The 23,802-nt window shown below is 64.8% G+C and carries 24 protein-coding genes and 1 tRNA gene; 10 read left to right on the top strand and 15 right to left on the bottom strand.

Going from position 1 to position 23,802, the window contains the following annotated elements:
* Window positions 1-31 precede the first annotated feature (31 nt).
* The 3 genes from IEX41_RS08095 to IEX41_RS08085 all read right to left on the bottom strand — a co-directional run bounded on the left by IEX41_RS08095 (window position 32) and on the right by IEX41_RS08085 (window position 3,311).
* On the bottom strand, window positions 32-1,321 hold the full coding sequence (locus IEX41_RS08095) for a bifunctional folylpolyglutamate synthase/dihydrofolate synthase (protein ID WP_229673054.1): 1,290 nt from the start codon (window positions 1,319-1,321) through the stop codon (window positions 32-34).
* On the bottom strand, window positions 1,318-2,238 hold the full coding sequence (gene accD / locus IEX41_RS08090) for an acetyl-CoA carboxylase, carboxyltransferase subunit beta (RefSeq protein ID WP_188789743.1): 921 nt from the start codon (window positions 2,236-2,238) through the stop codon (window positions 1,318-1,320). The genes IEX41_RS08095 and accD overlap by 4 nt, the downstream gene beginning before the upstream one ends.
* A gap of 185 nt (window positions 2,239-2,423) precedes the next feature.
* Complete coding sequence (locus IEX41_RS08085) at window positions 2,424-3,311, bottom strand: CPBP family intramembrane glutamic endopeptidase (RefSeq protein WP_188789742.1); 888 nt, start codon at window positions 3,309-3,311, stop codon at window positions 2,424-2,426.
* A gap of 204 nt (window positions 3,312-3,515) precedes the next feature.
* Between IEX41_RS08085 and IEX41_RS08080 the strand changes: the two genes are divergently transcribed.
* The 4 genes from IEX41_RS08080 to IEX41_RS08065 all read left to right on the top strand — a co-directional run bounded on the left by IEX41_RS08080 (window position 3,516) and on the right by IEX41_RS08065 (window position 6,439).
* On the top strand, window positions 3,516-4,190 hold the full coding sequence (locus tag IEX41_RS08080) for a dihydroxy-acid dehydratase (RefSeq protein WP_188789741.1): 675 nt from the start codon (window positions 3,516-3,518) through the stop codon (window positions 4,188-4,190).
* Window positions 4,191-4,267: 77 nt separating this feature from the next.
* A complete protein-coding gene (locus IEX41_RS08075; RefSeq protein ID WP_188789740.1) occupies window positions 4,268-5,041 on the top strand; it encodes a DUF6478 family protein in 774 nt (257 codons plus the stop codon).
* 26 nt (window positions 5,042-5,067) lie between these two features.
* The gene (locus IEX41_RS08070; protein ID WP_188789739.1) at window positions 5,068-5,442 is read left to right on the top strand and encodes a hypothetical protein; all 375 of its coding nucleotides are present in this window, start codon (window positions 5,068-5,070) and stop codon (window positions 5,440-5,442) included.
* An 85-nt stretch (window positions 5,443-5,527) separates the two neighbouring features.
* Window positions 5,528-6,439 carry a DMT family transporter gene (locus tag IEX41_RS08065; protein ID WP_188789738.1) on the top strand — a complete coding sequence of 304 codons (912 nt, stop codon included), beginning with the start codon at window positions 5,528-5,530 and terminating at the stop codon, window positions 6,437-6,439.
* 370 nt (window positions 6,440-6,809) lie between these two features.
* Here the strand turns inward: IEX41_RS08065 and IEX41_RS08060 are convergent, their stop codons facing one another.
* Window positions 6,810-6,980, bottom strand: a complete 171-nt coding sequence (locus IEX41_RS08060; protein WP_188789737.1) for a hypothetical protein — start codon at window positions 6,978-6,980, stop codon at window positions 6,810-6,812.
* A gap of 398 nt (window positions 6,981-7,378) precedes the next feature.
* Between IEX41_RS08060 and IEX41_RS08055 the strand changes: the two genes are divergently transcribed.
* Window positions 7,379-7,462, top strand: a tRNA-Leu gene (locus IEX41_RS08055).
* A 652-nt stretch (window positions 7,463-8,114) separates the two neighbouring features.
* Here IEX41_RS08055 and IEX41_RS21690 read toward each other — a convergent pair.
* A complete protein-coding gene (locus IEX41_RS21690) occupies window positions 8,115-8,249 on the bottom strand; it encodes a hypothetical protein (protein WP_277874168.1) in 135 nt (44 codons plus the stop codon).
* A gap of 890 nt (window positions 8,250-9,139) precedes the next feature.
* Between IEX41_RS21690 and IEX41_RS08050 the strand changes: the two genes are divergently transcribed.
* The 5 genes from IEX41_RS08050 to IEX41_RS08030 are packed head-to-tail and all read left to right on the top strand — an operon-like array spanning window position 9,140 to window position 13,963.
* Entirely contained in the window at window positions 9,140-10,090 is a 951-nt protein-coding gene (locus IEX41_RS08050; RefSeq protein ID WP_188789736.1) for a Bug family tripartite tricarboxylate transporter substrate binding protein, read from the top strand.
* Window positions 10,087-10,551, top strand: coding sequence for a tripartite tricarboxylate transporter TctB family protein (locus IEX41_RS08045; RefSeq protein WP_188789735.1), 465 nt, complete (start codon window positions 10,087-10,089; stop codon window positions 10,549-10,551). The genes IEX41_RS08050 and IEX41_RS08045 overlap by 4 nt, the downstream gene beginning before the upstream one ends.
* A gap of 39 nt (window positions 10,552-10,590) precedes the next feature.
* A complete protein-coding gene (locus tag IEX41_RS08040) occupies window positions 10,591-12,066 on the top strand; it encodes a tripartite tricarboxylate transporter permease (protein WP_188789734.1) in 1,476 nt (491 codons plus the stop codon).
* Complete coding sequence (locus tag IEX41_RS08035; protein WP_188789733.1) at window positions 12,063-12,830, top strand: amidohydrolase family protein; 768 nt, start codon at window positions 12,063-12,065, stop codon at window positions 12,828-12,830. Before IEX41_RS08040 ends, IEX41_RS08035 begins: the two co-directional genes overlap by 4 nt.
* The gene (locus tag IEX41_RS08030; RefSeq protein ID WP_188789732.1) at window positions 12,830-13,963 is read left to right on the top strand and encodes an alpha-hydroxy acid oxidase; all 1,134 of its coding nucleotides are present in this window, start codon (window positions 12,830-12,832) and stop codon (window positions 13,961-13,963) included. Before IEX41_RS08035 ends, IEX41_RS08030 begins: the two co-directional genes overlap by 1 nt.
* Here the strand turns inward: IEX41_RS08030 and IEX41_RS08025 are convergent.
* From IEX41_RS08025 to IEX41_RS07980, 10 genes are all read right to left on the bottom strand, one after another.
* Window positions 13,960-14,910, bottom strand: coding sequence for an SMP-30/gluconolactonase/LRE family protein (locus tag IEX41_RS08025; protein WP_188789731.1), 951 nt, complete (start codon window positions 14,908-14,910; stop codon window positions 13,960-13,962). The genes IEX41_RS08030 and IEX41_RS08025 overlap by 4 nt on opposite strands.
* Window positions 14,907-16,199 (bottom strand): TRAP transporter large permease, encoded by a 1,293-nt coding sequence (locus tag IEX41_RS08020; RefSeq protein WP_188789730.1) that lies wholly within the window; start codon window positions 16,197-16,199, stop codon window positions 14,907-14,909. The genes IEX41_RS08025 and IEX41_RS08020 overlap by 4 nt, the downstream gene beginning before the upstream one ends.
* A gap of 1 nt (window position 16,200) precedes the next feature.
* Window positions 16,201-16,710: a TRAP transporter small permease gene (locus IEX41_RS08015; protein WP_229673052.1), complete on the bottom strand. Its 510-nt coding sequence runs from the start codon at window positions 16,708-16,710 to the stop codon at window positions 16,201-16,203.
* Between the two features lie 7 nt (window positions 16,711-16,717).
* A complete protein-coding gene (dctP, locus tag IEX41_RS08010) occupies window positions 16,718-17,686 on the bottom strand; it encodes a TRAP transporter substrate-binding protein DctP (protein WP_188789728.1) in 969 nt (322 codons plus the stop codon).
* 58 nt (window positions 17,687-17,744) lie between these two features.
* Complete coding sequence (locus IEX41_RS08005) at window positions 17,745-18,749, bottom strand: MBL fold metallo-hydrolase (RefSeq protein ID WP_188789727.1); 1,005 nt, start codon at window positions 18,747-18,749, stop codon at window positions 17,745-17,747.
* A gap of 45 nt (window positions 18,750-18,794) precedes the next feature.
* Entirely contained in the window at window positions 18,795-19,736 is a 942-nt protein-coding gene (locus IEX41_RS08000; RefSeq protein WP_188789726.1) for a tripartite tricarboxylate transporter substrate binding protein, read from the bottom strand.
* Complete coding sequence (locus IEX41_RS07995; protein ID WP_229673050.1) at window positions 19,733-20,689, bottom strand: amidohydrolase family protein; 957 nt, start codon at window positions 20,687-20,689, stop codon at window positions 19,733-19,735. Before IEX41_RS07995 ends, IEX41_RS08000 begins: the two co-directional genes overlap by 4 nt.
* Before the next feature lie 80 nt (window positions 20,690-20,769).
* Window positions 20,770-22,266 carry a tripartite tricarboxylate transporter permease gene (locus tag IEX41_RS07990; RefSeq protein ID WP_188789724.1) on the bottom strand — a complete coding sequence of 499 codons (1,497 nt, stop codon included), beginning with the start codon at window positions 22,264-22,266 and terminating at the stop codon, window positions 20,770-20,772.
* Between the two features lie 3 nt (window positions 22,267-22,269).
* The gene (locus IEX41_RS07985; RefSeq protein ID WP_188789723.1) at window positions 22,270-22,731 is read right to left on the bottom strand and encodes a tripartite tricarboxylate transporter TctB family protein; all 462 of its coding nucleotides are present in this window, start codon (window positions 22,729-22,731) and stop codon (window positions 22,270-22,272) included.
* Between the two features lie 94 nt (window positions 22,732-22,825).
* On the bottom strand, window positions 22,826-23,686 hold the full coding sequence (locus IEX41_RS07980) for a tripartite tricarboxylate transporter substrate binding protein (protein WP_229673049.1): 861 nt from the start codon (window positions 23,684-23,686) through the stop codon (window positions 22,826-22,828).
* Between the last annotated feature and the right edge of the window lie 116 nt (window positions 23,687-23,802).

Here is a 23,802-nt window from a genome sequence, read left to right as displayed (position 1 = left end):
GGGCCGTCAGCGACGTCTTCCCCTGATCGCCTCAGCCGTTCTCGCGAAGGATATTGCCCGCAAGGTAGAGCGAGCCGCAGATCAGCACCCGCGCCTGCGGGTCCTTCGCGATGATGCCCGCAAGCGCATCGGACACGGACGCGGCGGTGCCGGCCTGCATGCCCGCGGCCCGGGCGGCCTCGGCAGTATCCTCGGCGGGCAGGGTGTTCTGCTCGCCGGGGATCGACACGGCGGTCAGGCTGGCCACATGGGGTGCCATGGGGCGCAGGTAGCCGCCGATGTCCTTGGTGTTGAGCATGCCGCAGACCAGGTGCGTGGGGCGGTCGGGCAGCCGCCCGAGGTGGCGCGCCAGCGCCTCGCCCGCTGCCGGGTTGTGCCCGCCGTCAAGCCACAGGTCCGCTTCGGGCGCAGCGTCCACGAGCGGGCCGTGCCTTAGCCGCTGCATCCGGGCGGGCCACTCTGCGCGGGTGACGGCGGCCTCGCAGGCATCTGCGCCGAACCCAAGGTGGCGCAGGGCGGCAATCGCGGCACCCGCGTTCTCGATCTGGTGAGCGCCGGGCAGGTTCGGCAGCGGCAGGTCCAGAAGGCCGTTCTCATCCTGGAACACCAGACGGCCACGTTCTTCCCACGCATGCCACTGCTGGCCGTGCGCGATGAGCGGGTAGCCAAGCTTCGCAGCGCGGGCCTCGATCACTTCCATCACCTCTTCGGGCTGGGGACCGACGACGCAGGGCACGCCGCGCTTCAGGATGCCAGCCTTTTCGCCAGCGATGGCGGCAAGCGTCTCACCCAGGTACTGCTGGTGGTCGAGTGAAATCGGCGTCAGCACGGTCAGCGCAGGGGCCTCGAACACGTTGGTCGCATCCAGCCGGCCGCCAAGCCCGGTCTCCATCAGCGTCACGTCCGCAGGGGTGCGGGCGAAGGCGACGAAAGCGGCGCAGGTGGTGATCTCGAAATAGGTGATGCTGATGCCGCCATTGGCCTGCCAGCATTCATCCAGAACCGCCGTCAGGTCTGCTTCGGAAATCAGCTCACCGGCAACGCGGATGCGTTCGTGGAAGCGCGCGAGATGCGGCGAGGTATAGGCGTGGACGGATTTCCCCGCCCCCTCGTAGCCCGCGCGGATCATGGCGAGGGTCGAACCCTTGCCGTTGGTCCCGGCGGCATGGATCACCGGGGGCAGGTCGCGTTCGGGATGGCCAAGCGCGTCTAGAAGCCGCCAGACCCGGTCAAGCGTCAGGTCGATGATCTTGGGATGCAGGGACAGCATCCGCTGCAGGATGACGTCGGAGCCCTGCCCCGTCGATCCCTGCCCGGTCATTCCTTGGGCTCGTCCTCGGCGGGCACCGACAGATCGCCCGGGGGAGGCAGTTCGCCATGCACCGCGGGGGGCATCTGCATGAGCATACGCAGGATCGTCACCAGCTCTTCGCGCATCTCGCGGCGGTCGGTCACCCGGTCGAGCATACCGTGCTCGAGCAGGTATTCCGCGCGCTGGAAGCCCTCGGGAAGCTTCTCACGGATGGTCTGCTCGATCACGCGCGGTCCGGCAAAGCAAATCAGCGCGTTCGGCTCGGAGATCTGCACGTCGCCCAGCATGGCGTAGGACGCGGTGACGCCGCCAGTGGTGGGGTGGGTCAGCACGACGATATAGGGCAGACCCGCCTCGCGCAGCATCTGGATCGCCACCGTCGTGCGCGGCATCTGCATGAGGCTCAGGATGCCTTCCTGCATGCGCGCGCCGCCTGCGGCCGAGAACAGCACCAGCGGGCGCTTGAGCTTCTTCGCCTCTTGCGCCGCCTTGATGATGGCGTTGCCCACGTACATGCCCATGGACCCGGCCATGAAGCTGAAATCCTGCGCGGCACAGACCACGGGCGTACGACCGATCTCGCCGGCGGCGACCAGCATCGCCTCGCGTTCACCGGTGGATTTCTGCGCCGCCTTCATGCGGTCGGGGTATTTCTTCTGATCGCGGAATTGCAGCGGGTCGGCGACCGGCTCGGGCACCGAAATTTCCGAGAACACGCCGCCGTCGAACAGCGCGGTAAAGCGGGCACGCGGCGTGATGTGCATGTGGTGGCTGCAGTTCGTGCAAACACCAAGGTTGTCCGTCACCTCGCGGTGGAACAGCATCGTGCCGCAGTTGTCGCACTTGGTCCAAAGGTTGTCCGGCATCTCGCGACGCGAGAAGATCGAGTTGATCCGGGGACGGACGTAGTTGGTGATCCAGTTCATGCCATGCGCTCTTGAAGCTGCGTTCGCGGCACCACTTATGACGGGTGGCGCAGGATTGCAATCATGCGCTCGGATAAGCACCGATTGAAGCAGTCAGCCCGTAGCGCCAAAGGCGCTCAGCCCGTAGCGCCAAAGGCGGTCAGCCCGTAGCGCCAAAGGCGCTCAGCCCGTAGCACCAAAGGCGGTTAAACACGAAGCGCCAGGCGGGTGGCCAGCCAGCCCACGAGTATGCCCAGAAGATCGAGTGGCAGCACACCCAGCATGGCCGCCTCGTCGGTGGCATCGAAGGGCAGCTGCCACAGGGCGAGGCCCGACATCTGCCCCTGCGGCGATACCACGGCGATGGCGAGCAGGTTGTTGGCGAAATGCAGCGCCAGCGCCGGGCCGATGGTCCCCGACCGCGCGGTAAGGTCAGCCGCCGCAAGCCCGAAGACAAACGCCCAGAGCGCCACCAGCAGCGCGTTGCCGCCGTAGACGCCAGGTGCATAGTGCCCCAGAGCGAACAGCGCCGAGGGCAGGATCAGCCATGCGGCGGGATGCGGCAACCGGGCGGCCAGCTGCGATTGCAGGTAGCCCCGGAACAGAAGCTCTTCGCTGCCGGTCTGGATGAGCAGCGCCAGCAGGGTCGGGATCAGCAGCATCAGCCACTGGCCAGCGGGCAGCCCCGGCAGCATCTCGCCCGACATGGGCAGCGACTGCACCGCCCCGATCCCGAGATAGAGCGGCACGAGGATCACCGCGCAGCTCAGGAACTGCGCCACCCCGAGCGGCCACGGCCCACCAAGGCTGCGCCCGGGGCGGCCATGCACCAAGCGCGCCGCCACCCAGCAGCCAAGGCCCAGCGTGCCCATGGTCAGCAGCATCACGAACAGCCCGGCCGGGTTGTCCCCGGACAGCATTCTGCCCAGGAAATCGGCATAACCGTCCTCGGACAGGAACAGGCGCGGCAGCGAAAATAACCCCTGCTGCAGTGCCACGCTTGCGACAACGATCACCAGGACCCCGAGGCACAGCCTAGGCAGCGAGGTCTTGCGCGCCGCGGCGGTCATCAGGGACAGGGGCTGATAGGACATGGACATCCGCCGTGGCTTGGGCACTTCGGTTTGGTATCTAAGCCCCTCCGCCCCCCGCACAAGCGCTGCCCCGCAAGCCAGCGGGATTCCTTTCTTGTTTCGCGTCAGGCCCTTCGGTATCTGCTTCGAGGCGGACTTCAGCAGCACGGGCGGACGAAAACGATGCAGGGCACGGGATTGGCCCGCCGAATGGCGGCATTCGGCATGATCCTTGTCACAGCCCTGTCGGCTGCCGCCTGCACCGAAGTCGTCGGCGACGCGCCCTTGAAACAGGCCACGCTGGCCGGTGGCGACGTGGTGGTGGCCGGTCCGCGCAACTATTGCGTCGACCCCCAGACCCTGCCCCGAGGCAGCGCCCGCAGCTTTGCCATGATCGCGTCATGCAACATCCTCTCCGGGGGCGAGCGCGGCGATTTCGTCGAGCCGGTGCTGGTGACCGTCACCACCGGCCCGTTCGAAGGCGCGCCGGTTCTGCCCTCGCCCCGGCTTCTGGCCGAAGAGGTAGGGCACCCCTACGCCGGCGGTGAGAATGGCGGAGACATCACCCTTGCCCAGCTGGGCGCCGGCGGCAACGAGCTGCTCGAGGGCGGCGATCCACGCTACTGGCGGGCGGCTTTCGTGCTCAACAACCACGTGGTGGGGCTGGCGCTCTATGCGCCCGAGGGCAGCCGCATGGCTGCTGGCACCGGCGCGCAGATGCTGCGGCAGGTCCGCGACAGCATCGTCGCCGCCTCGCCGCGCCGTGCGCAGGACAGTGCGCCTGGCGCAAGGGCTTTCCTGGCGAATCCTTCGACTGGCCGTGCGACTGGCCCCGCAACAGGCAAGCAAGCCGGCTTGCCCGCCCGGCTGTTCGATGAAAGGATCGGCCCGTCCGACTGACACGCGCGCACCGGGGATGCCCGAACAGGGACGCGTCGCACCACGGACACGCCGGGACAGGGAAACGGGAACCGCCGATGGCACCAAGGCAGGACGGATGGCTGGGGCGCAGGCTTGCGGCGGCAACGCTTCGGCGATGGTCGCGGGCTGCGGACGACGCGGGCGAGGCGGATCTCGGCCTGCTCCGCCGCCAGCGCAGCGCCGCGCGTGCCCTGCGCCAGCGGCTCGACCGGCTGATCCATGTCGCCGATGCCCGCCTTGCCCTGCCTGTGATCGGCAACCAGTCCTTCCCCCGCCCGGCGGAATCAGACTGGGCGTGGCGCCCCGAGCTCTGGTGCGGCCCGCTGCCCGTAAAGGGCATCTCGTCGGTTGTGTCGCAATCGAGGCTGGGCTCGGAAGTGGCGCTGTTCCACGATTGCGCCTTCTCTGAGATCGCCCTGCGCCAGCTGCGCAACACCCGCGAACAGGACATCGCCGCCTTCGGGCTGCGGCTCGACGTGTTCCGCTTTGACGGGTCCTATCTGTCGCTGGCCGTAGACCTGCCGGACGAGGCTTGTGCCGGCCTGAAACGCAAGCACCTGCTGCGGCTCGAGACCATCGTCGAGATGGAAAAACCGCTCGAGATCTTTGCCCGGCTCAACATCCGCCACGGGCCGAACACAGAACAGATCGTGCGCGAACTGCCCCTCAACGAAGAGAACACCGTGGTCGAGTTCGACCTGGCCTACACCCGGCTCAACGAAAAGCGGGTCGACCGCATGTGGGTCGACCTCATCTTTGAGGGCCCCGAAATGAACCAGGTCATCCTGCGGGACCTGACCTTCAGCCGCAGCCCCCGGGCCGAGTTCTGAGCGCGGCACCAGGCACGGAGCATGACATGAGCGCCTACACCCTGACCAAGACGCGGTTCCTCGAAGGCACCTGGGAAGGGCTGCTGTCCGCCACGGACACCACCGCCCCGCCCGAGATCGCCGTCACCCTGCACGACGCCCCGGTACGCGGCATCACAGTCGCCCAAAGCTCCGAGCCGGGGCGCTGGTCGCTCGAGGTGCCGGTGCCGGTCGAGGCGCTGGGAGACGGGGTGCAGACCTTCCTCATCCTCGATGCTGCGAGCGACGAAGTGCTGGGCAGCTTCACCCTGATCGCGGGCGAGGCGCTTGGCGATGACATCCGGGCCGAGATGGCCCTGCTGCGCGCCGAACTCGACATGCTCAAGCGCGCCTTCCGCCGCCACTGCACCAAGACCGGCTAACGCAGGCGTGAGGCGGTTGCGCCGCCTCCCGTTATGGGCGTATCCGATGTTCAGGCCATCCCGGTCCGGCATCAAAGAGGATTCCATGACCCCCCTGCGCGGCATCGCCCTGAAGCTGGCTTCGGTCATCCTCTTCGTCATCATGGCCTCGCTCGTGAAGGCGGTCCCCGAGGTTCCCACCGGCGAGGTGGTGTTCTTCCGATCGGCCTTTGCCCTGCCGGTGATTATCGTCTGGCTGCTGTGGCGCGGCGACCTGGGCACGGGGCTCAAGGCGAACAACCTCGTGGCCCACGCCCTGCGCGGCGTGGTGGGTGTGTCGGCCATGGGCTGCAATTTCGCCGCGCTGGTGCTGCTGCCCCTGCCCGAGGTAACAGCGCTGAGCTATGCCGCGCCGCCCCTCACGGTGATCTTCGCGGCGCTGCTACTGGGCGAACGGGTGCGCCTGTTCCGGATTTCAGCGGTGGTCTGCGGTCTGCTGGGCGTCGGCCTGGTGATGTGGCCGTTGCTTACCTTGGGCGAGGTCGACGCCCGCGCCCTGACCGGGGTGGGCTTCATTCTTGCCTCTGCGGTGTTCCGGGCGCTGGTGCAGATCCACATTCGGCGCATGGTGCGCACCGAACAAACCTCGGCCATCGTGTTCTATTTCTCTCTCACCTCGACGGTGCTGGCCCTGCTGACCCTGCCCTTCGGCTGGGTCATGCCATCCATGACAGAGTTCGGCATCCTCGTGATGGTCGGAATCATCGGAGGCGTCGCGCAGATCTGCCTGACTTCCGCCTACAGGGGGGCCGAGGCGGCGCTCCTGGCCCCGTTCGACTATGCCTCGATCCTCTTCGCGATCCTCATTGGGTACGTGTTCTTTGCCGAAGTACCGACGGCGATGATGTTGCTCGGCTCGGCAGTGGTTGTCGCCTCCGGCGTCTCGCTCATCCTGCGCGAACGCTACCTTGGGCTGGTGCGCCACAGGGCACGCCCCGGCATGACGCCACAGGGCTGAACCCCGATCCGACCATGACCGGCCACGGCTCACTGCTCGAACACGCTTCCCTGCACGGCCCCTCTTCCCGGCCCAACCACGGTCCCGGCACGGCCACTCGTGCCGGCCCAACCATGGTCTAAGTCCGACCACAGTCCCAGCCTCTGTCCGCGCCCTGTCTGAGCCCTGAAGCGCCGGTGACCACTTCAGAGCAGAGCTGTCGCAAGATAGAGTTCCCCGCTCACCTGGGCACCAAGTCCGCACGAATCCCCCGTACCGAGACAGGCCGACGTGACCGCCCCGCCGCATGAGACCGTCAAGTCCTGACAATGGCCCCGAGACCAGTTCCAGCCCGTCGCCGCAAAGGATGTGCGGAACATCGAATGCCAGCTCAATCACTTTCCACCGCGCGCGTACCGATGACCCGGATGAATTCGCCATCCGCCAGCCGTTCAGTGTAAACGAGCGTGAGGTCAGCGCCGAAGAGCACCTTTGCCCGCCAGTGCCGCACGAGGCTCTCCTGTCCCGCGTGAAGAACTGTGTCGCTGCAGGGGCGCGACATACCAAGTGTTTCCGCCCGGCCCGAGACAAGTCTCACCCACGCGCTGCGATGCTGCACATCGCGAAACGTCACGCTACCGCTGCCGCGGATGATGACCCGGTCGCCACATCACCGGAAGCGCCCCGTGCATCGTAAGCAAGGCCATGCCCGTGATGAGGTGTTGAGAGCGGACTACTGCCCGACATGACGCGCGGAGATTGATCTGCCCGCCCGGGTTCCATCGTCACACCGGACCCTATTCGCCTCCATTTTCGATCCCATGGGCGCTGCCTTGCTGCTTCCTACCCCCGTAACTGTTACCGAGCTCAGGATAAGATCCGGTTAATGTCACAGCCTGTTCCGAGGCGACGATTCCCCCTCGCCTTGATCGTTGCGCTTTGCTAACAGGGGTGCGGATCGCGGGTGTGGCGGAATTGGTAGACGCACCAGATTTAGGTTCTGGCGCCTTTGGCGTGGGGGTTCGAGTCCCTTCACCCGCACCATATTGATTTTGCGAGAAGAATTTCTGAGCTGGAGATTCTGCGCCCTGATCGAGCGGTCAGGTTTGGCACTTTGTTAGCACTTTCCTGTTTCGTTTTCGCTCTGTTCCCGTGCGGTTTGCGCTCGTCTGGATGCTGCTTTCTGGTCCGCCTGGGTGGTGTATTTCTGAACCATCGAGAGCGTCTTGTGGCCGGTCACGGCCTGGATGTCTCGCATATCGACGCCCGCGTCGGCCAGCTCAGATACAATGCGCTCCACGCTGGAGGCCGCACACGCTGCCTCGAACGCTTTCAGCGAGCCCTCGGGTCATGGCTCATACTCGCCGCCCGTCAGTTTCTCTACGTTCACGACCGGGTTTCGGCCGAACTATTCGAGGTCAACGGCGTGACGCATGAGGATTGAGAGAACGGCCACACGTTCGTTGGCCTTTGACCACGTGTCCTGCAGTGCATCGCGGGCCTCGATGGCGTGTTTCCGACGGAAAAAACGGACGTCTCTTGCACCGTTCTTCTCACGGATCGCTTCGCAATGCCGTCTGTAGTTGGCTGCGGTTCCCTTGCCGAGGCGCTTGTACTTTGAGCTTTGATAGCAGCTTGCGATTAGCTGGTCCCAGGTTGTACGGGACGCGGCAGAAGGTTGCCCGCGACGAACATGTCAGTACTCCCGAAGGAAGGCTTCGCTGCCGGGCGCCGCCTTGAGCCGAACCCTTGTCTTGCCTTTCCGAAAGTCGTGGTAGGTGTGCCGCTTCACGGTGATGGTGTCCAGATAGGGAAGCTCCAACTTCTTCATGTCTCGAAGCCTTCGCCGGGAACGGCGCCGATCAGGATGGCTTCCAAGTCAGACACCCGCCACCGCATCACCTGCCCGGCGAGGTCGATGGGCTGCGGCAGTGCGCGCCGAAGCCCAAAGTGGCCGCTGAGCGCACGAAGCGAACCTTGTCACTGAAACAGACCTAGGCGCACGAGCAACTCGAAGGGCACAGCACTTTCCATCGGCGAACCCGCCTTTGGCTAAGGTAGGGGGCAACTTACCCGAACCGGACAGACACGGAAGTCCGCGGCGGAAACGGGGCGTCCAAGTTTCAAGAGCGGACGCGAGTCCAGCCTCTCGTTCGCCGACTTGCCCATCTTACGCCGCAGTTGCGAAGTCAGATGAAGGGGGCGGCAAACGGTCGTTCTCTGCGCCTTAGACAAATGACAGCTATGCGCAACAACGGAACGTCGCAAAACTTGTGAGCATTTTCCATCGCGGTGTAAACCGGTGCTCTCCCGTCTTCGAAGACCGATGAAGGCTTCATTGGTCTCTGCAGTTTTTGCAGCGCGACATGGCAGTGAAATAGGCTTTGGGAATGCCTGGTTCACCTAAGCCCAAGGCTGGGTGCAGTGAGTTGAAAAGGTGGCTCCGAAAAAGAGTGAATCCAAGACTTGTCCACAGGTAGTCGAGGTGTAATCAGGACAAGTGGCCGCCTTCCCTTCCCCACTTTGACAGAACATCTGGTGAAGAATATCTGTTTATAAGCTTAAGTTTTTAACGCTTTTAGTAAAAAATAATTAAGGTCATGATTGGCCATCCGGTGGGAGGCCGGACTGTAAGCCGCGCATCGACGCACCGACGGCCAGCAGGTTTTCAGCCGACTGCCGCGGCCATCGGCCAGCACTTTCGATCCTTGGGAGGATACCATGAGATACACACGCCGTTCGACCTTGGCCCTTTTGGCCGGGATGGCGATCACGCCGCTTGCCGCCGTCGCGCAGCAGGATTACCCGACCCGTCCGATCACCCTTGTCGTACCCTATGGGGCGGGTGGCACCACCGATATTTCGGCGCGTCAGATGGCGACAATGGCCGAAAAAATCCTCGGGCAGCCCATCGTCGTGGAAAACCAGCCCGGCGCAAGCGGTACCAATGCGATGCGCTCCGTCGCGTCGGCCGAGCCCGATGGCTACACGCTGATCGCGACGACCTCGTCGCCGTCCTTCGTCACCCCGGCGCTGCGCGATGTAGGCTATGACACGCTGGCCGACTTCATCCCGATCCTGAACTACTCCGGCCCGTTCCACGGCGTCGTGGTTCCGGCGGACAGCCCCTACGACACGCTCGACGCGCTGATCGAGGGCGCCAAGTCCGGCGCCGTGACCTATGGCACCGCGGGCGCCATGGGCGGCGCGCACCTGGCCTTCGCCTCGGTTGCCAAGGACACCGGCACGATGCTGCAGCACGTGCCCTTCGACGGTGCCTCGAAGGCGACCGCGGCGGTGCTGGGCGGCCACGTGGATGCGGCACTGGTTCCGGCCTATCGTGACCTTGTGCAGGACGGTCAGCTGCGCCTTCTGGGCGTGCTTGACGGCACAAACGACCCGGACTTCCCCGATGCCCCGACGCTGAAAGAGGCAGGGCTGGCCGCGGAATTCCCGTCGATCGTCGGCATCATGGCCCCCGCCGGCACCGATCCCGCGATCATCGCCAAGCTTGAATCCGCCTTCACCGAGGTGGCCTCGTCGGATGGGTTCAAGACCTTCATGACCGATCTCAGCCAACCGGTGCGGATCATGTCGGGCGAAAATCTCGCGGCGACGATCGAGGAGAACTTTGCCGCCTACCGCGAGATCGCCAAGGATCTCGGAAATTGAGCACCAACGGCCACGGGGGCGGGGTCGCCCGCCCCGGCTTCCGGATGCTGACCGCCGGGCTGTTGCTGGCGGCAGCGGCCTGGGGGCTTTACAGTCTCGACAGCCAGATCCAGGTGTTCGGCTTTGGCGCCTCCGGACCGGACGCGCGCAGCTTTCCCCGCCTTGCCCTGTGGCTGCTGGCGGCGGTCGTGGCGCTCCGCCTTGTCCTGAGCCTGCGCTCCGACGATGTCCCGCTTGGCAATCCCGTCCGGCTCGGCCGCGTCCTGGCCGTCACCGCAAGCAGCGCAGCGGCGCTTTGGGCGATGCCGCAGGTCGGGTTCTTTTTCGGGGCCGCCGGTGCCGGGATCGTCGTGGCGCTCATGCTGGGTGAACGCCGCCCCCTCTTGCTGGTCCTGCCGCTGATAGTGGCAGCCGTCGTGACCCTAGGCGGACGGCATGGGCTCAACATCCCCCTGCCCTGAGCCTGCCGATCCATTCCAGACCTCAAAGGAGCGCAAGCCATGCTTGTCGATGCCTTTCTCGAACTTCTGAACCTCTGGGTGCTGGTCGCCGCGCTTGTCGGGATCGTCTCGGGGATCATCATCGGGGCGATCCCCGGCCTTGGCCCGACCATGGCCATCGCGCTGCTGATCCCGGTCACCTTCTCGATGCAGCCGATCCCGGCGATCATCCTGCTGCTTGGCGTCTACCAAGGCGCGATCTTCGGCGGGTCGATCTCGGCGGTTCTGCTGAACGTGCCGGGCACGCCATCCTCCGCGGCGACGGCCATCGACGGTTTCGCCATGGCACGCCGTGGTGAGGGTGGCAGAGCGCTGCGCTTTGCCCTCTATGCCAGCGTAGTCGGCAACATCTTCAGCTGCCTCGTCCTGATGGCCCTTGCCGAACCCCTGGCGCGCTTCGCACTGGATTTCGGCCCGGCCGAGATGGCGATGCTGATGCTGTTCGCCCTGCTGGTCATCGTTCTGTTCGGTGGCGGATCGAAGCTTGACGCGCTGATCATGGTTCTCGTCGGGGCCTGCGCCGGTATCGTCGGGCTTGACCCGATCAGCGGCACGCCGCGCTTTACCTTCGGATCCTTCGCCTTTGAGAACGGGTTCCAGCTGATCCCGGTACTGATCGGCCTCTTCGCCATGTCCGAGGTGCTCTTGCAGGCGTTCGACCGTGAAACGCTCGTGGGCGATGTCGAGGTGCCGCCACTGAAAAGCTTCGTCGTGAGGTTCGTTGAACTGTGGCGGATGCGGATGACGCTGTTCTTGTCCTCACTCATCGGCACCTTTGTCGGCATCCTGCCGGGGATCGGCTCCACCGTACCCGCGTTCATGAGCTACAGCCTCGCCCGCTCGCGCTCTGCCGATCCGGATGCGTTCGGCAGGGGCGCGCCCGAAGGTGTCGCCGCCCCCGAGGCAGCAAACAATGCCGTCACCGGCGGCGCGCTGGTACCGACGCTGGCACTGGGGATCCCCGGCGATGCGGTGACGGCGGTGATCCTGGGGGCCTTCATGCTGCACGGGCTGGCGCCGGGGCCGTTCCTGTTCCGCGACCACGGGCTTGAGGTCTATGCCATCTTCGAGGCGCTTCTACTGTCGTCCATCCCGACGGTGATCCTTGGCCTGCTGTTCTTCCGTGTGGCGATCCACGTCACTCGCATCCAGCCGCGCCACCTGCTGCCTGCGATCACCATCCTCGCCATCTTCGGCGCGTTTTCCGTGAACAACAGCCTGTTTGACGTCTGGGTGATGCTGGGTGCAGGCGTGCTGGGCTTCCTGTTGCGGCGCGCAAACTTCCCCCTGCCACCACTGCTGATCGGCCTGATCCTCGGCGCGCCGTTCGAACAAAGCCTGCGGCAGGCCCTTCTGACCTCGGGCGGTGGCTATGGCATCTTTGTGGGCTCGCCCATCACCATCGGGCTTGTGGCATTGACTGTGCTATCGCTGGCGATCAGCCTGTTCTTCAGCCTGAGAAAGCCCCGCCTATGATCACCGATTGCCACATCCACTCTTTTGCCAAGACCGAGGCCCCGCAGACCGGCGCCTATGTGCCGCCCGCACGCGACATCCGCGACTATATGGACGAGGCCGCGCCGCTGGGCGTGCGCCGTGCGGTTGTGGTGCAGGCCTCGGTCGATGGGACGGACAACAGCCGGCTGGTGGAGGTTCTGAGCACCGACGGACCCGTCGCCCTGCGCGGCGTTGCGATGATCGACGCCGATGCCGACCTGCAAGCACTGCACGCTGCAGGAATCCGCGCGACCCGCATTCAGGACCGTGCAAGGCTCGGGGACAGCGCGCTTGATCAGCTTCCAGAACTTGCAAAACGCGTGGCCGAGATCGGCTGGCATATCGAGCTGAACACCGAGCCTCGCAGCTTTGACCGGCTCGCCGATATGGTCGCCAGTCTGCCCGAGGGGCTGCGGCTGGTTCTCGACCACATGGGTCATGTCGATCCTGCCGCACCGGCCCCCCTGTTCCGCTTGCTCGAGACAGGTTGCGTCTGGGCCAAGCTGTCGCCCACGCGGGTCAGCACCGATATCGGATCCTACGGCGACCTGAGCGCGCTGATAGAACGCCTTGGCGCAGCCTTCCCCGACCAGATCATCTGGGGCAGCGACTGGCCGCATGTGATGACCCCCGAGCCGGTCCCCGAAATTCCGCCGATGCTGGAGCTGTGTCGCGGGGCGTTGAGCCAGGATAGCTTCACGCGGTGCATGTGGGGCAACCCTGAAAGGCTCTACGGTTTCTGATGCTTCTGACTCTGGATGACTTCGAACCTGCCGCGCGCCGGCGTCTGCCGCGCCCGCTTTTCGGTTACGTTTCAGGCGCTGCCGAGACAGGCGCGGCAGGGCAGGACAACCGCGATGCGCTGGACGCCTGGCGGCTGGCGCCGAACGTGCTGCGCGGGGTCGAGGGGCGCTCGACCGCCTGCGCCCTTCTGGGTGAAAGCTACACGGCGCCCTTCGGCGTCGCACCGATGGGGCTTTCGGCGCTGATGGCCCGCGACGGGGACGTGGCCCTCGCCCGCGCGGCGGCGGCGGCGGGCCTGCCTTTCGTGCTCTCGGGGTCGTCTCTCACTCGTATGGAAGATGTGGTGAAGGCCAACCCGAAAGCATGGTTCCAGGCCTATCTGCCCGGCGAGGAGGACCGAATCCGCGCCCTGATCGCCCGCGTGCGGGCGGCGGGTTTCGGCACGCTGGTGCTGACCGCTGACACCGCCGTGGTGGCCAACCGCGAAAACAACATGCGCGCGGGCTTTTCCACACCGCTCAAGGTCAAGCCACGGCTGATCTGGGACTTCGCAATCAAGCCCCGTTGGGTGCTAAGCACCTTCCTGCCCACGCTGATGCGGGGCATGCCGCATTTCGAGAATTCCGATGCCGTGCGCGGCGCGCCGATCATCTCGAAACAGGCGGCGCGGGATTTCGGGCGCAAGGATCACCTGAGTTGGGATCACCTGGCGCTGATGCGCGACCTCTGGCCCGGCAAGCTGGTGCTGAAAGGCGTGATCGCGCCCGCCGACGTTGCGCAGGCCCGCGCGCTTGGCTGTGATGCGGTGGTCCTGTCGAACCATGGCGGGCGCCAACTGGATCACGCCATCTCGCCGTTGCGCATCCTGCCCGAGGCGCGGGTGCAGGCGGGCGACATGGCGCTGCTGATCGACGGAGGCATTCGGCGCGGCACCGATGTCATCAAGGCGCTGGCGCTTGGTGCGGACATGGTGCTGGTAGGGCGGCCGTTTCTCTATGCAGCAACGCTGGGCGGTCAGCCGATGGTCGAGCGCGCCGCTGAAATCCTGAAGGCCGAGGTGCATCGCAATCTCGGCCTGCTGGGTCTCCGGGACCTGTCAGAAATCGGCCCCGGAATCCTGCACCCGGTCTAAAGCGCGCCCGAGAACATCGGTGCGCCACCAATACCGAGGCTTTCGGGAAACTCGGCCTTCAGGATGCTGCCGCTGTCGCTTTCGGTGATGAAGAGGGTCCTCCCCTCCGGCCCGCCAAAGGCGCAGTTGGTGGACCCCAGACCGCGCGGGCTACGCACTACGGCGATGGGCCGTCCCAGCACATCATGCACCCAGACAAGGCCCATACCGGTCTGGCAGACCACGACGCCGCCATCAGAAGTCAGCGCCAGCCCGTCCGGTCCGGCACGACCGCCCGAAAACTGGATGAACAGCCCTGCCTTGTTGACCCGCCCGGACGGCGACATGGGCAAACGCCAGACCGCATTGGCCCGCGTCACGGCAAGGAACAGCACATGTTCTGCCAGATCCAGCACCAACCCGTTGGGGCTGGGCACCTTGTCGATCAGGCAGGTCAGCGCGCCGGTTTCAGGTTGCCATTTCCAGACCCGGCCCGTCGGGTCCTGCAGCCCGGTCTGGCCCTGATCGGTGAAATAGAGCGCCCCGTCGCGCCCGAAATGCAGATCGTTGCAGCCCTTGAAGCTTTCGGTATCCGCATCACCAAGCGCCTTGGTCACCGCCCCCGTGGCGGGATCCAGCAGCATGATGCCATTCTGGTAATCCGCCAGAAAGATCCGCCCGTCGCGGTGGATCTTCAGCCCGTTGGGCTGGCCGTCGTATTCCGCGATCTGGGAGATCTCGCCCGCCGGATCCGCGCGGAACACCCGCCCGAACGGAATGTCGACGAACCACAAGTTCCCATCCGTATCAAACGACGGTCCTTCAAGGAAACTGTCCGCGGGGGCACCGCGCCGGTTCTTCTCCGCCCAATAGGATGGCTGGCCGGTGCGCCGCAGCGCGGCGGGCAGCTCGGTGAAGACCTCGGCATCGATGATGACCGGCTCGGGAAAAGGATAGGTGTGAGTCATCCGAACGTGAACTCCGGCAGGAACAGCGCGATGTCGGGCACGCCGATCAAAAGCAGCATGAACGCGACGATGATGAGGAAGAAGGGCAAGGTGCCCATGATCACATCCTCGACCTTCACCTCGTTCGACGAGGAGGCGACGACGAAGAGGATCACTCCCAGCGGCGGGGTGAGCTGACCCAGTTCCACCAGGATCACCACGAAGACGCCGAACCAGATCGGGTCAACGTCCATGGCCATCAGCGCCGGGAAGATCACCGGCACGATGATCGCGATCATGCCCAGCCCTTCCATGAAGCAGCCCAGGATCGCAAAGACCACCATGATGATCAGCAGGAAGGTCAGGCGCGAGACATTGGCTTCTTCCAGCATGCCGACGAGGTCCTCCCCGATGCCTGACAGAGCGGTGGCATAGGCAAAGATCATCGAGGTGAAGACGATGAAGAGGATATTGCCGCTCATCGAGGCAGTGCGCGACAGGGCATCCTTGAGCAGTTGCAGGCTGAGCTTGCGATAGAGCGCGGCAATCAGGATTGCGCCGACTGTGCCCACGGCCCCGGCCTCGGTCGGGGTGGCGAAACCGCCGTAGATGCTGCCAAGAACGATGACGATCAGCATCAGGAACGGCACGATGTCGAGTAGCGCGCGTCCCAGGTCACCGACACTTGCCTTTGCTTCGGTCTTCGGCGCCAGCTTGGGGTTGATCAGAACACGTGCCATGATGAAGCCCATGTAGCAAAGCGCCAGCACGATGCCCGGCACCAGACCGGCAGCGAACAGGCGCGCGATCGAGGTTTCGGTGAAGGTGGCGTAGATGATCATGGTGATCGACGGTGGGATGAGGATCCCCAGCGTGCCGCCCGCAGCGAGCGATCCGGCGACGAGACGCTTGTTGTAGCCGCGCGCGGACAATTCCGGCAGGGCGACGGTGGACATTGCGGCGGCGGTCGGCGCCGAGCCGCCCGAGATCGCCGCGAAGATGCCGCTGCCCGCGATGTTTGTGTGCAACAACCCGCCCGGCAGGCGCCGCATGAAAGGCGCGACGCCATTGTAAAGCCGCGTCGACAGGCCCGAGCCCAGCAGGATCTCGGCCATCAGCACGAACAGCGGAATGGCGGCGAGGGTGAAACTGTTGGCCGCGCCCCAGCTGACAAGGCCGAGCGCCTTCCAGCCGCCAAACCCCTTGAGCAGCCATATATAGGTCAGGCCCGCGCCCGCGACGGCGAATTGTACCCACATGCCGCCAAGGATCAGGCCGATCAGCAGGCCGAAGGCGAGGATCGCTTCCATGTCAGGTTTCCTCAGATTTGCGGAAGGTCAGCAGCAGCTTCTCGACCAGGAAAAACGCCAGAACGGAGAAGCCCGCCGGCAGGATGATCTGCGGAATCCACAGCGGTGTGCGCAGGACGGTCGGGGCAAATTTGCCACGCGAAAATGACGACAGCGTCAGGTCCTTGGTCTTCCATATCAGGATCACGCAGATCACGAGCGCGATCAGCACGAAGGCGCGGATCAGCCAGCGGCGTGTGCCCTCGGGCCATGTGTCCAGCAGGAAATGCACTTGGAACATCGCATTGCGCCGCAGCGAGAGGGCCGCGCCGAAGAAGGTCATGAAGACCACGCCGTAGCCCGTCAGTTCCTCGGCAAAGCCCAGCGAGTAGTTGAAGCCGCCGCGCAGCAGCGCCTCGAGGCAGACCAGCGAGACGAGAGCAACGAGGACCAAGCCGGTTGCCGCGCCCGTTATCCGCGCGGCAACGTCGAAAATGGGGCCGGCCGATGCCGGCCCCGTTTTGCTCTGCATCTGCATCTTACTTACCGATGGCTTCACGCACGGTGGCAAGGGCTTCGACATACTCCGGCCCGTTCTCCTCGGCCCAGCTTTCCCAGAACGGCGCCAGCTTCTCGCCCGCCATCTCTGCGTCGCCCTCAGCCGCGTCCAGCAGCGTCATGCCCGCCTCGGATTGCGAGGCCTTCTGCGCTTCCTCGTCTTCAAGGAAGGCCGCGGTGGTCGCGGGGCCTTCTTCGGCGACGATCTCGCGCAGCTTGGTCTGGGTGTCCTCGGAGAGCGCGTCGAAGCTGTCCTCGTTGGCGATGATCATCGAGTTGCCGTAGTTGACTGCGAAGCGGTAGTTGTAGGGCAGGAACTCGTGCCAGTTCTTCGCGCCGCCAGCAGAGGCGGTCAGCACGCCCTCGATCACGCCGCGTTCCAGCGAGGTCGGCACTTCGGAGCCGGACAAAGTGATCGGCGCACCGCCGAACATCTCGACGAACTTGCCCTGCTCGGGCGAGGTCACGCGGATCTTGTGGCCCTCGAGGTCTGCCAGCGAGCTGATCTCGAACGTGGTGAAGATCGTCTGCTCCGGGTAGCGATAGCTGCCCAGCAGCACGACACCCTGCTGGGCGAAGGCATCGACCAGCGTCGGTTCCATCGCCTCATAGGCCTTGGCCCATTCCTCGTCGCTCTCGATCAGCATCGGCAGGTTCAACACCCGCGCGATCGGCACGCTGCCCGAGAAGAAGAAATCCGCCGCCATGTCGATGATGCCATCGCCCACGGCCTGCGTGATGTCTGCGGACGCGATCTGCAAGGTCTTGCCAAGGTGCAGGTCGATGGTCAGGTCGCTGTCTTCCGCGACGCGGTCGACGATGCGCTGCATGCCCTTGACGGCAGACGTCGTCGAGACGGACGAATAGGTGTAGGCGGTCCAGTCGTCGGCATGCGCGACGGTGGCGGACGCGGCGATCAGCGCGGCGGCGCCGAGGGTTTTGATGGTCATTGATTTTCCTCCGGTTTCAAAGCATTGGTCCGGGCGTTGCAGCCCGGTCCATCTTGTTTCAGTGCGTTGGAACGGCCTCAGGGTCGAAGCTTGCCAGCTGTGCAGCGACGCAATGGCTCATCGCTGTGAAGGCCCGCTCCACCTGGCCCGTCCCGATGACAAAGGGATTGCCATCGGACCCAGCCTCCATGGCGTCGAGTTTGGCGTAGGTCGCATCAAGGGTTTTGTGGTTCGACAGGAACACGTCGAAACCTTCCTCCCCCGCCATCGCTGCAAGACGGCGCTGAGACTCGATCATCTGAACAAATTGCGCTGCGTTCGGCCCGAAGTTCAGCCCGTTGCCGCCCCAGATGATCGCCTTGTGCGCCGTGCCATCGTCCGTCAGCGGAACGATGGTCGACAGGGTCCCGGGCGTGTGGCCCGGCGTTTCCAGCAGGGTGATCGTCGTGTCCCCCAGCGTCACCGTATCGCCATCGGAAACACTGACGTCGCGCTTGGGCGGACGGCCCCAGAGCGGGTCGTCGAACTGAAGTTCATCCTTCTCCAGCTCCTGCCAGTCGGTGTCCGACATGATGATCTCGGCACCGTACTTCTCCTTGAGGTAGGCGGCACCGCCGTAGTGGTCGCCATGCGCATGGGACACGACAATCTTTTTGATGTCAGCCGGATCCAGCCCGACCTCACGCAGCCCACCCTCAATGAAGCGCTTAGCCTCGTCTTCGTTGTTGAGCGCATCGATCAGGATGATGCCATCGGATGTGCGGATCGCCCACGTCGTGGTCCAGGACGTGCCAAGGAAGACTAGGTTGTCGAAGATCGCCGTGGACCGCAGATCGCCTTTTCCGATCAGGCGCTCCAGCATCTCGTGCCCCTTGTCATGGGGGATGGTGAAGGATTTGCCGATCTTTTTGCAATGCCCCAGCACATGCGCAAGCTCCTGTCCCGCGGCGGCCTCTGCGGCTTCCACATGGCGTGCCGACATGTCAGGATCGCTCTCGGCGGATGCCGGCAGCGCGCCAAGCAGCAGCGCCGCCGCAAGTGCGGTGCCCGTCCCGTATCTCATACTGTTCTCCTCCCCAAACTCAGTCGTCTCTCTACTGCAGCGGTCTTACTTCCAGGGTGTTTCAGCCCAGATCCGGGCAGCGATGCCGTCCTGCTTGGAGGCGGTCTCGGCGAAGTCATCGCCCACCATGAAGGCGATCGGGTTGCCCTGTTCGGCCATCATCGCTTGGAAGTCGGGGTTTTCGTTGACGGCGCTCAGCGCGGCGCGCAGCCGATCGGTTGTCGCTTCGTCAAGCCCTGCTGGAGCGACGATGCCGCGCAAGGAGGACATCTGTACGTCATAGCCCAACTCCTTGGCGGTCGGCACATCCGGGCGGAAGGGCGAGCGTTCGTCGGCCAGCACCGCCAGCACGCGCAGGTCGTCGGGGAAGTTCGAGGTCTGGCCCAGCGTCATGGTTCCGGCGGCCACATGGCCCCCCATGATCGCGGTGCGCGCGTTTGAAGCGCCCTTGAACGGCACCAGCGTGAATTCCGCGCCGCTTGCGTCCTGCATCATGTTGGCGGCGAAATGATCGTTTCCGCCAAGGCTCGACAGACCCAGCGTGATCGCGCCGGGGTCGGCCTCGGCCGCGTCGATCAGTTCGTCCAGCGTCTGGAATGGCGATGTGGCCGCGACGGTAATCGTGTTGGGGTCCTCGACGAAATTCGCAAGATAGGTGAAGCTGTCCACGTCGTAATCCGCCGCGCGGTCCTTGGTCAGGGCAAGGGCCGCTGGCAGATTGAAAGTGCCCAACGTGTAGCCGTCGGGCGCCGCCTCCGAGACCTCGGTAAAGCCGATCTGGCCACCGGCACCGGGGATATTCTTGACCACGACGGATGCACCATCGCCCAGTTCCTGCTCAAGAAATTGCGCCACGGTGCGGGCCATCACGTCGGTCCCGCCACCGGCGGAATAGCCGACGACCACCTCGACGGGCTTGTCGGGGTATTCGGCGAATGCGGCGGTGGCCGTGAGGGCCAGCGCAAGCGCGGTAAGGGGTGTTTTCATGACAGTATCCTCCCAGTGTCATGTGCGAAAATCTGGTCGTCGATGCCGTAGGTGCGCGCCGCGCTGCGCCAGAACAGGCTATCGCGCTCGCCCGCGCTCAGCGGAGCGGCAAGGCGTTTGAAAGCGTTCCACAGCGTCCGGTAGCTCACCTGCCCCTTGTCCACGGGGAAGTTGCTTTCAAACATGGCGCGGGTCGGCCCGAAGAGCTCGAGGCAGGTGTCCACCCACGGGCGCCAGTCCTCGGCCAGTGTCTCGGAATGCGGCGGCAGCGCCGCGTCGGCGTAGCGCCAGCCAAAGACCCCAAGGCCGAAGCCACCGATCTTGATGCGCGTGTTGGGCAGCGCCGCAACAGGGGCCAGCGCATCACGCCAGGCGCGGAAATTCTGTGTGTTGAAGCGGTCATGCGGGCCAACGCCAAGTGGGCCGCCGCAGTGGTCGACGATGACGGTCAGCTCCGGCACGGCCTCGGCCAAGGTGCGGACCTCATCCAGTTGCGTCTGGTAGGCCCAGACATCGAGCGGCAGGCCCTGGGCGGCCAGCACCCGTGCACCGTCGACGAAGGCGCTTGTCTGCAACAGGCCCTCGGGGGGCGGGTTGGGATTGGAGCGCACCGCCGGATCGGCATGCCAGGCGGTGGTGTTGCGGATGCCGATCACCCGGCCCTGCCCCGCCTCGGTCAGCGCGTCGAGCGCCGGGCGCACATCGCCGCCCAGTTGCATGTCCGCCATGGCGATGATGCCCGCCGGAAACCGATCCTGCCCGCGCGTCCAGTCGAGCACGGTTTCGACCTCGCCCACCGGGCGCAGGCTTTCTGGGCCGTGATCGCGATATCCGGTGCGGCACTGAACATAAAGGCTCGCCCGCACGTCATGGCCCGCGCCCACATCCGCCATCAGCTCCTTGGCCCGGTAGCGCCCTTCGGGCCGGTCCCACAGATGATGATGGCAGTCCAAGATAGGCTGCTCCGGGGCAAGAGTTTCCTCCTGCCCCAGGGCCAGCCAATCCTCGCGGACCTTATGATGCGGGCTCGCGGTCATGCTTTCTTGCGGCTGTCGATGAAACGCTTTTTCAGCGTCGGGCCGACAACCACGGCGGCGGTCAGCGCAACCAGGATCAGGCTGGTGGTGTTCTGGAACAGCACCATCGGGTCGCCGCGTCCGATCCGCAGGGCAAGGCGCAGGTTCTCTTCCGCGAAGCCGCCCAGGATCAGGCCAAGCACAACGGGGGGCAGCGGGAATTTGAGCCGGTCCATCACCCAGCCGATCGCGCCGAAGCCGAGCATCAGGTAAACGTCGAACATGCGGCCATGGATCGAATAGACGCCGATCAGCATGAGCACGATGATCACCGACCCCAGAAGCGGGCGCGGCAGGTTCAGCAGGCGGGCGAAGGAGTTGGTCGCCAGCGAGCCACCCAACAGGACCAGAAGGATCGCGCCGAACAGGAACTGCCACATGAAGCCGAAGACGATGTCCGGGTTGTCACGGAACAGCATCGGCCCCGGTTGCAGGCCATGCACCAGCAGGCCACCCAACATGACCGCAGCCACGGCGGTGCCCGGGATGCCCAGTGTCAGCGCGGGGATGAGCGCCGATGCGGTGTCGGCATTGTTGGCGACCTCGGCGGCGGCGACGCCCTCAGGTTCGCCCTCGCCCCAGGTTTCGGGATGCTTCGAGGTGCGGCGCGCCTCGTTGTAGGACATGAAGGCCGCCATGGAGCCACCCGCGCCGGGCAGGATGCCAATCCAGATGCCAAGAAAGGAACCACGCAGCCAGGTCTTCCAGTAGTTCATACGCGGCAGCGCCTTCCAGATCGGCTCGGTCCCCAGCTTGGAACTGTTGACACCATCGGTCTTGAGCGGCGTTTCCAGCAGGTCGATCACGGGCGGCAGCGCGTACAGCCCGACCAGCAGGATCACGATGTTGATGCCGTCCAGCATTTCGAGCTGGCCAAAGGTAAAGCGGTCGTTGCCATAGATCGGGTCAGAGCCGATCACCGAAACGAAGACCCCGAAACAGGCGGAGATCAGGCCTTTGATCGGGTTTCCGCCCAGCAGGAAGATGATCGACGCGAGGCCAAAGACCGCCACCCAGAAGACCTCGGACGGGCCGAACAGCAGCGTCACCTTGGAGAGCGGCGGCGCCAGCAGCATCAGCGCAAAGGCCGAAGCGATGCCACCAATCGACGAGGACACGACTGCGACCTGCAGGGCGAACCCGCCTTCTCCCTTCTGCGCCATCGGGTAGCCGTCGAATGTGGTGGCAACGGCGGCAGGCGTGCCGGGAATACGCAGCAGCACGGCGGGAATGGCGCCGCCATACATCGCGCCGTTATAGATGCCCGCCATCAGACCGAGCGCGACAAGTGGCTCAAGGCCGAAGGTGAAGGGAACGAGGACGGAGATCGCCATGGTGGCCGACAGGCCCGGCATTGCGCCTACGACGATGCCCGCGATCACACCGATCACGACAGCGGCAAAATTCGTCCAGGCGAAGACATCCGGCAGGGCATGGAGAAGATCGGAATACATGGTTCAGCGCCCCCAAAGACGACCGGTGGGGAAGTCCTGCGACATCCCGAAATCAAAGATCGCCCAGATCGTGCCAACGACGATCACGGTCGCAATCAGCAGGCCCACTGGGCTGCGATAGCCGAAGGTCCACGCCACCAGTGGGATCGTCACGGCGGTGCTGATGTAGAAGCCGACGAAATCGCAGGCCAGCGCGTAGCTGACGATCATAAGGAAGGCCCCGATCACCCGCTTGGGCGAGGTGGTCATGGGCGCGGCGTCTTCACCGGCGCTGGCCTTGCGCTGATCGGCAAGCAACAGGAACACCGACAGCACGATCAGTCCGATCAGCATGGCGGCGGGTAAGAGCGCGGAAATCGCGCGCAGATCATAGGTCGGAACAAGGAACCCGGCGGCGACCACGATGATGCCGACAGCAGTCAGGGTTTCGGGCCTTGTCAGACGGGAATTACGGCTCTCGGGCATGAGATTGCCTTCGCTATGAGGGGTGAGATGTCTAAGGGCGATGCCCTATCCGACTGGATGGCGTGAGGGAGGCCTCCCCCTCACGCACATGGCCTCAGTTCCAGGGGGTGGTCTGCCACACGCTGTTGGCGAGGTCGTAGAGATCCGAGGTCAGCTGCTTGAACTCCTCGCCGGTCACCACTTCAACCGGGTTCGCGGTCGCGGCCATGGCATCGAGGAATTCCTGATCATCGGACAGCTGCGAGAAGGCGTCGATCAGTTTGGCCTGCACGTCCTCGGGCAGACCCGCAGGCGCGATAAAGCCGCGCATGGAGCCGTTCACGAGGTCCAGTCCCTGCTCCTTGAAGGTCGGCAGGTCGGGGGCGAATTGCGAACGCTCATTCGTGGCGACGCCCAGCACGTTCAGCTGGTCCTGGAATTCAGCCACTTCCGAAATGTTCAGGATGCCCATGGCGACATGGCCGCCCAGCAGCGCGGTCCGTGCGGGAGCCGAGCCCTTGAAGGGAACGATGGTATACTCGGTATCGGTGGCCTGCTGCAGCTTGATCAGCGCGAAATGGTCATCGCCGCCAAGGCTCGACATGCCGACGGTCACCGCGAGCGGGTTTGCCTTGGCCTCTTCGAGCAATTTGTCCAGTGTGTCGAGACCGCTGTCCTTGGAGGTGACGATGACGTTGGGATCGTTCACCACGTTTGCCAGGTAGGTAAAGCTGTCGCGGTCGTAGCCGGCCTCGCGGTCGATGGTGCGCGCCATCATGCCCGGCAGGTTGAAGGTGCCGAGCGTGTAGCCGTCAGGGTCGGCATTGGCCGCCTCGGTCACGCCGATCTGGCCGGAGGCACCGGGCATGTTCTTCACGACAAGGCTTGCGCCGTCGCCGAGATATTTCTCGATGAAGGGCGCGGCGGTGCGCGCCATGACATCGGTGCCACCCCCGGCCGAGTACCCGACGATCACCTCGATGGGCTTCTTGATGGTGTGGACGCCCCCTCACGGCATCGCTGTGCCAAGGTAGCGGTGTCGAAATTCGCTACGAGGAGGAAGCGTCCATGGAGAAGGTTAGCATTGTAGGG

Source organism: Salipiger pallidus, from assembly GCF_014643635.1.
GTDB classification, from domain to species: Bacteria; Pseudomonadota; Alphaproteobacteria; order Rhodobacterales; family Rhodobacteraceae; genus Salipiger; species Salipiger pallidus.
This window is presented reverse-complemented; position numbering and strand designations above follow the sequence as displayed.

Bases quoted from the DNA above. Each gene is read 5' to 3' on its own strand.
- IEX41_RS08095 (WP_229673054.1), bottom strand. From the start codon at position 1,321: ATGACCGGGCAGGGATCGACGGGGCAGGGCTCCGACGTCATCCTGCAG.
- accD (WP_188789743.1), bottom strand. From the start codon at position 2,238: ATGAACTGGATCACCAACTACGTCCGTCCCCGGATCAACTCGATCTTC.
- IEX41_RS08085 (WP_188789742.1), bottom strand. From the start codon at position 3,311: ATGTCCTATCAGCCCCTGTCCCTGATGACCGCCGCGGCGCGCAAGACC.
- IEX41_RS08080 (WP_188789741.1), top strand. From the start codon at position 3,516: ATGATCCTTGTCACAGCCCTGTCGGCTGCCGCCTGCACCGAAGTCGTC.
- IEX41_RS08075 (WP_188789740.1), top strand. From the start codon at position 4,268: ATGGCACCAAGGCAGGACGGATGGCTGGGGCGCAGGCTTGCGGCGGCA.
- IEX41_RS08070 (WP_188789739.1), top strand. From the start codon at position 5,068: ATGAGCGCCTACACCCTGACCAAGACGCGGTTCCTCGAAGGCACCTGG.
- IEX41_RS08065 (WP_188789738.1), top strand. From the start codon at position 5,528: ATGACCCCCCTGCGCGGCATCGCCCTGAAGCTGGCTTCGGTCATCCTC.
- IEX41_RS08060 (WP_188789737.1), bottom strand. From the start codon at position 6,980: ATGTCGCGCCCCTGCAGCGACACAGTTCTTCACGCGGGACAGGAGAGC.
- IEX41_RS21690 (WP_277874168.1), bottom strand. From the start codon at position 8,249: ATGAAGAAGTTGGAGCTTCCCTATCTGGACACCATCACCGTGAAGCGG.
- IEX41_RS08050 (WP_188789736.1), top strand. From the start codon at position 9,140: ATGAGATACACACGCCGTTCGACCTTGGCCCTTTTGGCCGGGATGGCG.
- IEX41_RS08040 (WP_188789734.1), top strand. From the start codon at position 10,591: ATGCTTGTCGATGCCTTTCTCGAACTTCTGAACCTCTGGGTGCTGGTC.
- IEX41_RS08035 (WP_188789733.1), top strand. From the start codon at position 12,063: ATGATCACCGATTGCCACATCCACTCTTTTGCCAAGACCGAGGCCCCG.
- IEX41_RS08030 (WP_188789732.1), top strand. From the start codon at position 12,830: ATGCTTCTGACTCTGGATGACTTCGAACCTGCCGCGCGCCGGCGTCTG.
- IEX41_RS08025 (WP_188789731.1), bottom strand. From the start codon at position 14,910: ATGACTCACACCTATCCTTTTCCCGAGCCGGTCATCATCGATGCCGAG.
- IEX41_RS08020 (WP_188789730.1), bottom strand. From the start codon at position 16,199: ATGGAAGCGATCCTCGCCTTCGGCCTGCTGATCGGCCTGATCCTTGGC.
- IEX41_RS08015 (WP_229673052.1), bottom strand. From the start codon at position 16,710: ATGCAGAGCAAAACGGGGCCGGCATCGGCCGGCCCCATTTTCGACGTT.
- dctP (WP_188789728.1), bottom strand. From the start codon at position 17,686: ATGACCATCAAAACCCTCGGCGCCGCCGCGCTGATCGCCGCGTCCGCC.
- IEX41_RS08005 (WP_188789727.1), bottom strand. From the start codon at position 18,749: ATGAGATACGGGACGGGCACCGCACTTGCGGCGGCGCTGCTGCTTGGC.
- IEX41_RS08000 (WP_188789726.1), bottom strand. From the start codon at position 19,736: ATGAAAACACCCCTTACCGCGCTTGCGCTGGCCCTCACGGCCACCGCC.
- IEX41_RS07990 (WP_188789724.1), bottom strand. From the start codon at position 22,266: ATGTATTCCGATCTTCTCCATGCCCTGCCGGATGTCTTCGCCTGGACG.
- IEX41_RS07985 (WP_188789723.1), bottom strand. From the start codon at position 22,731: ATGCCCGAGAGCCGTAATTCCCGTCTGACAAGGCCCGAAACCCTGACT.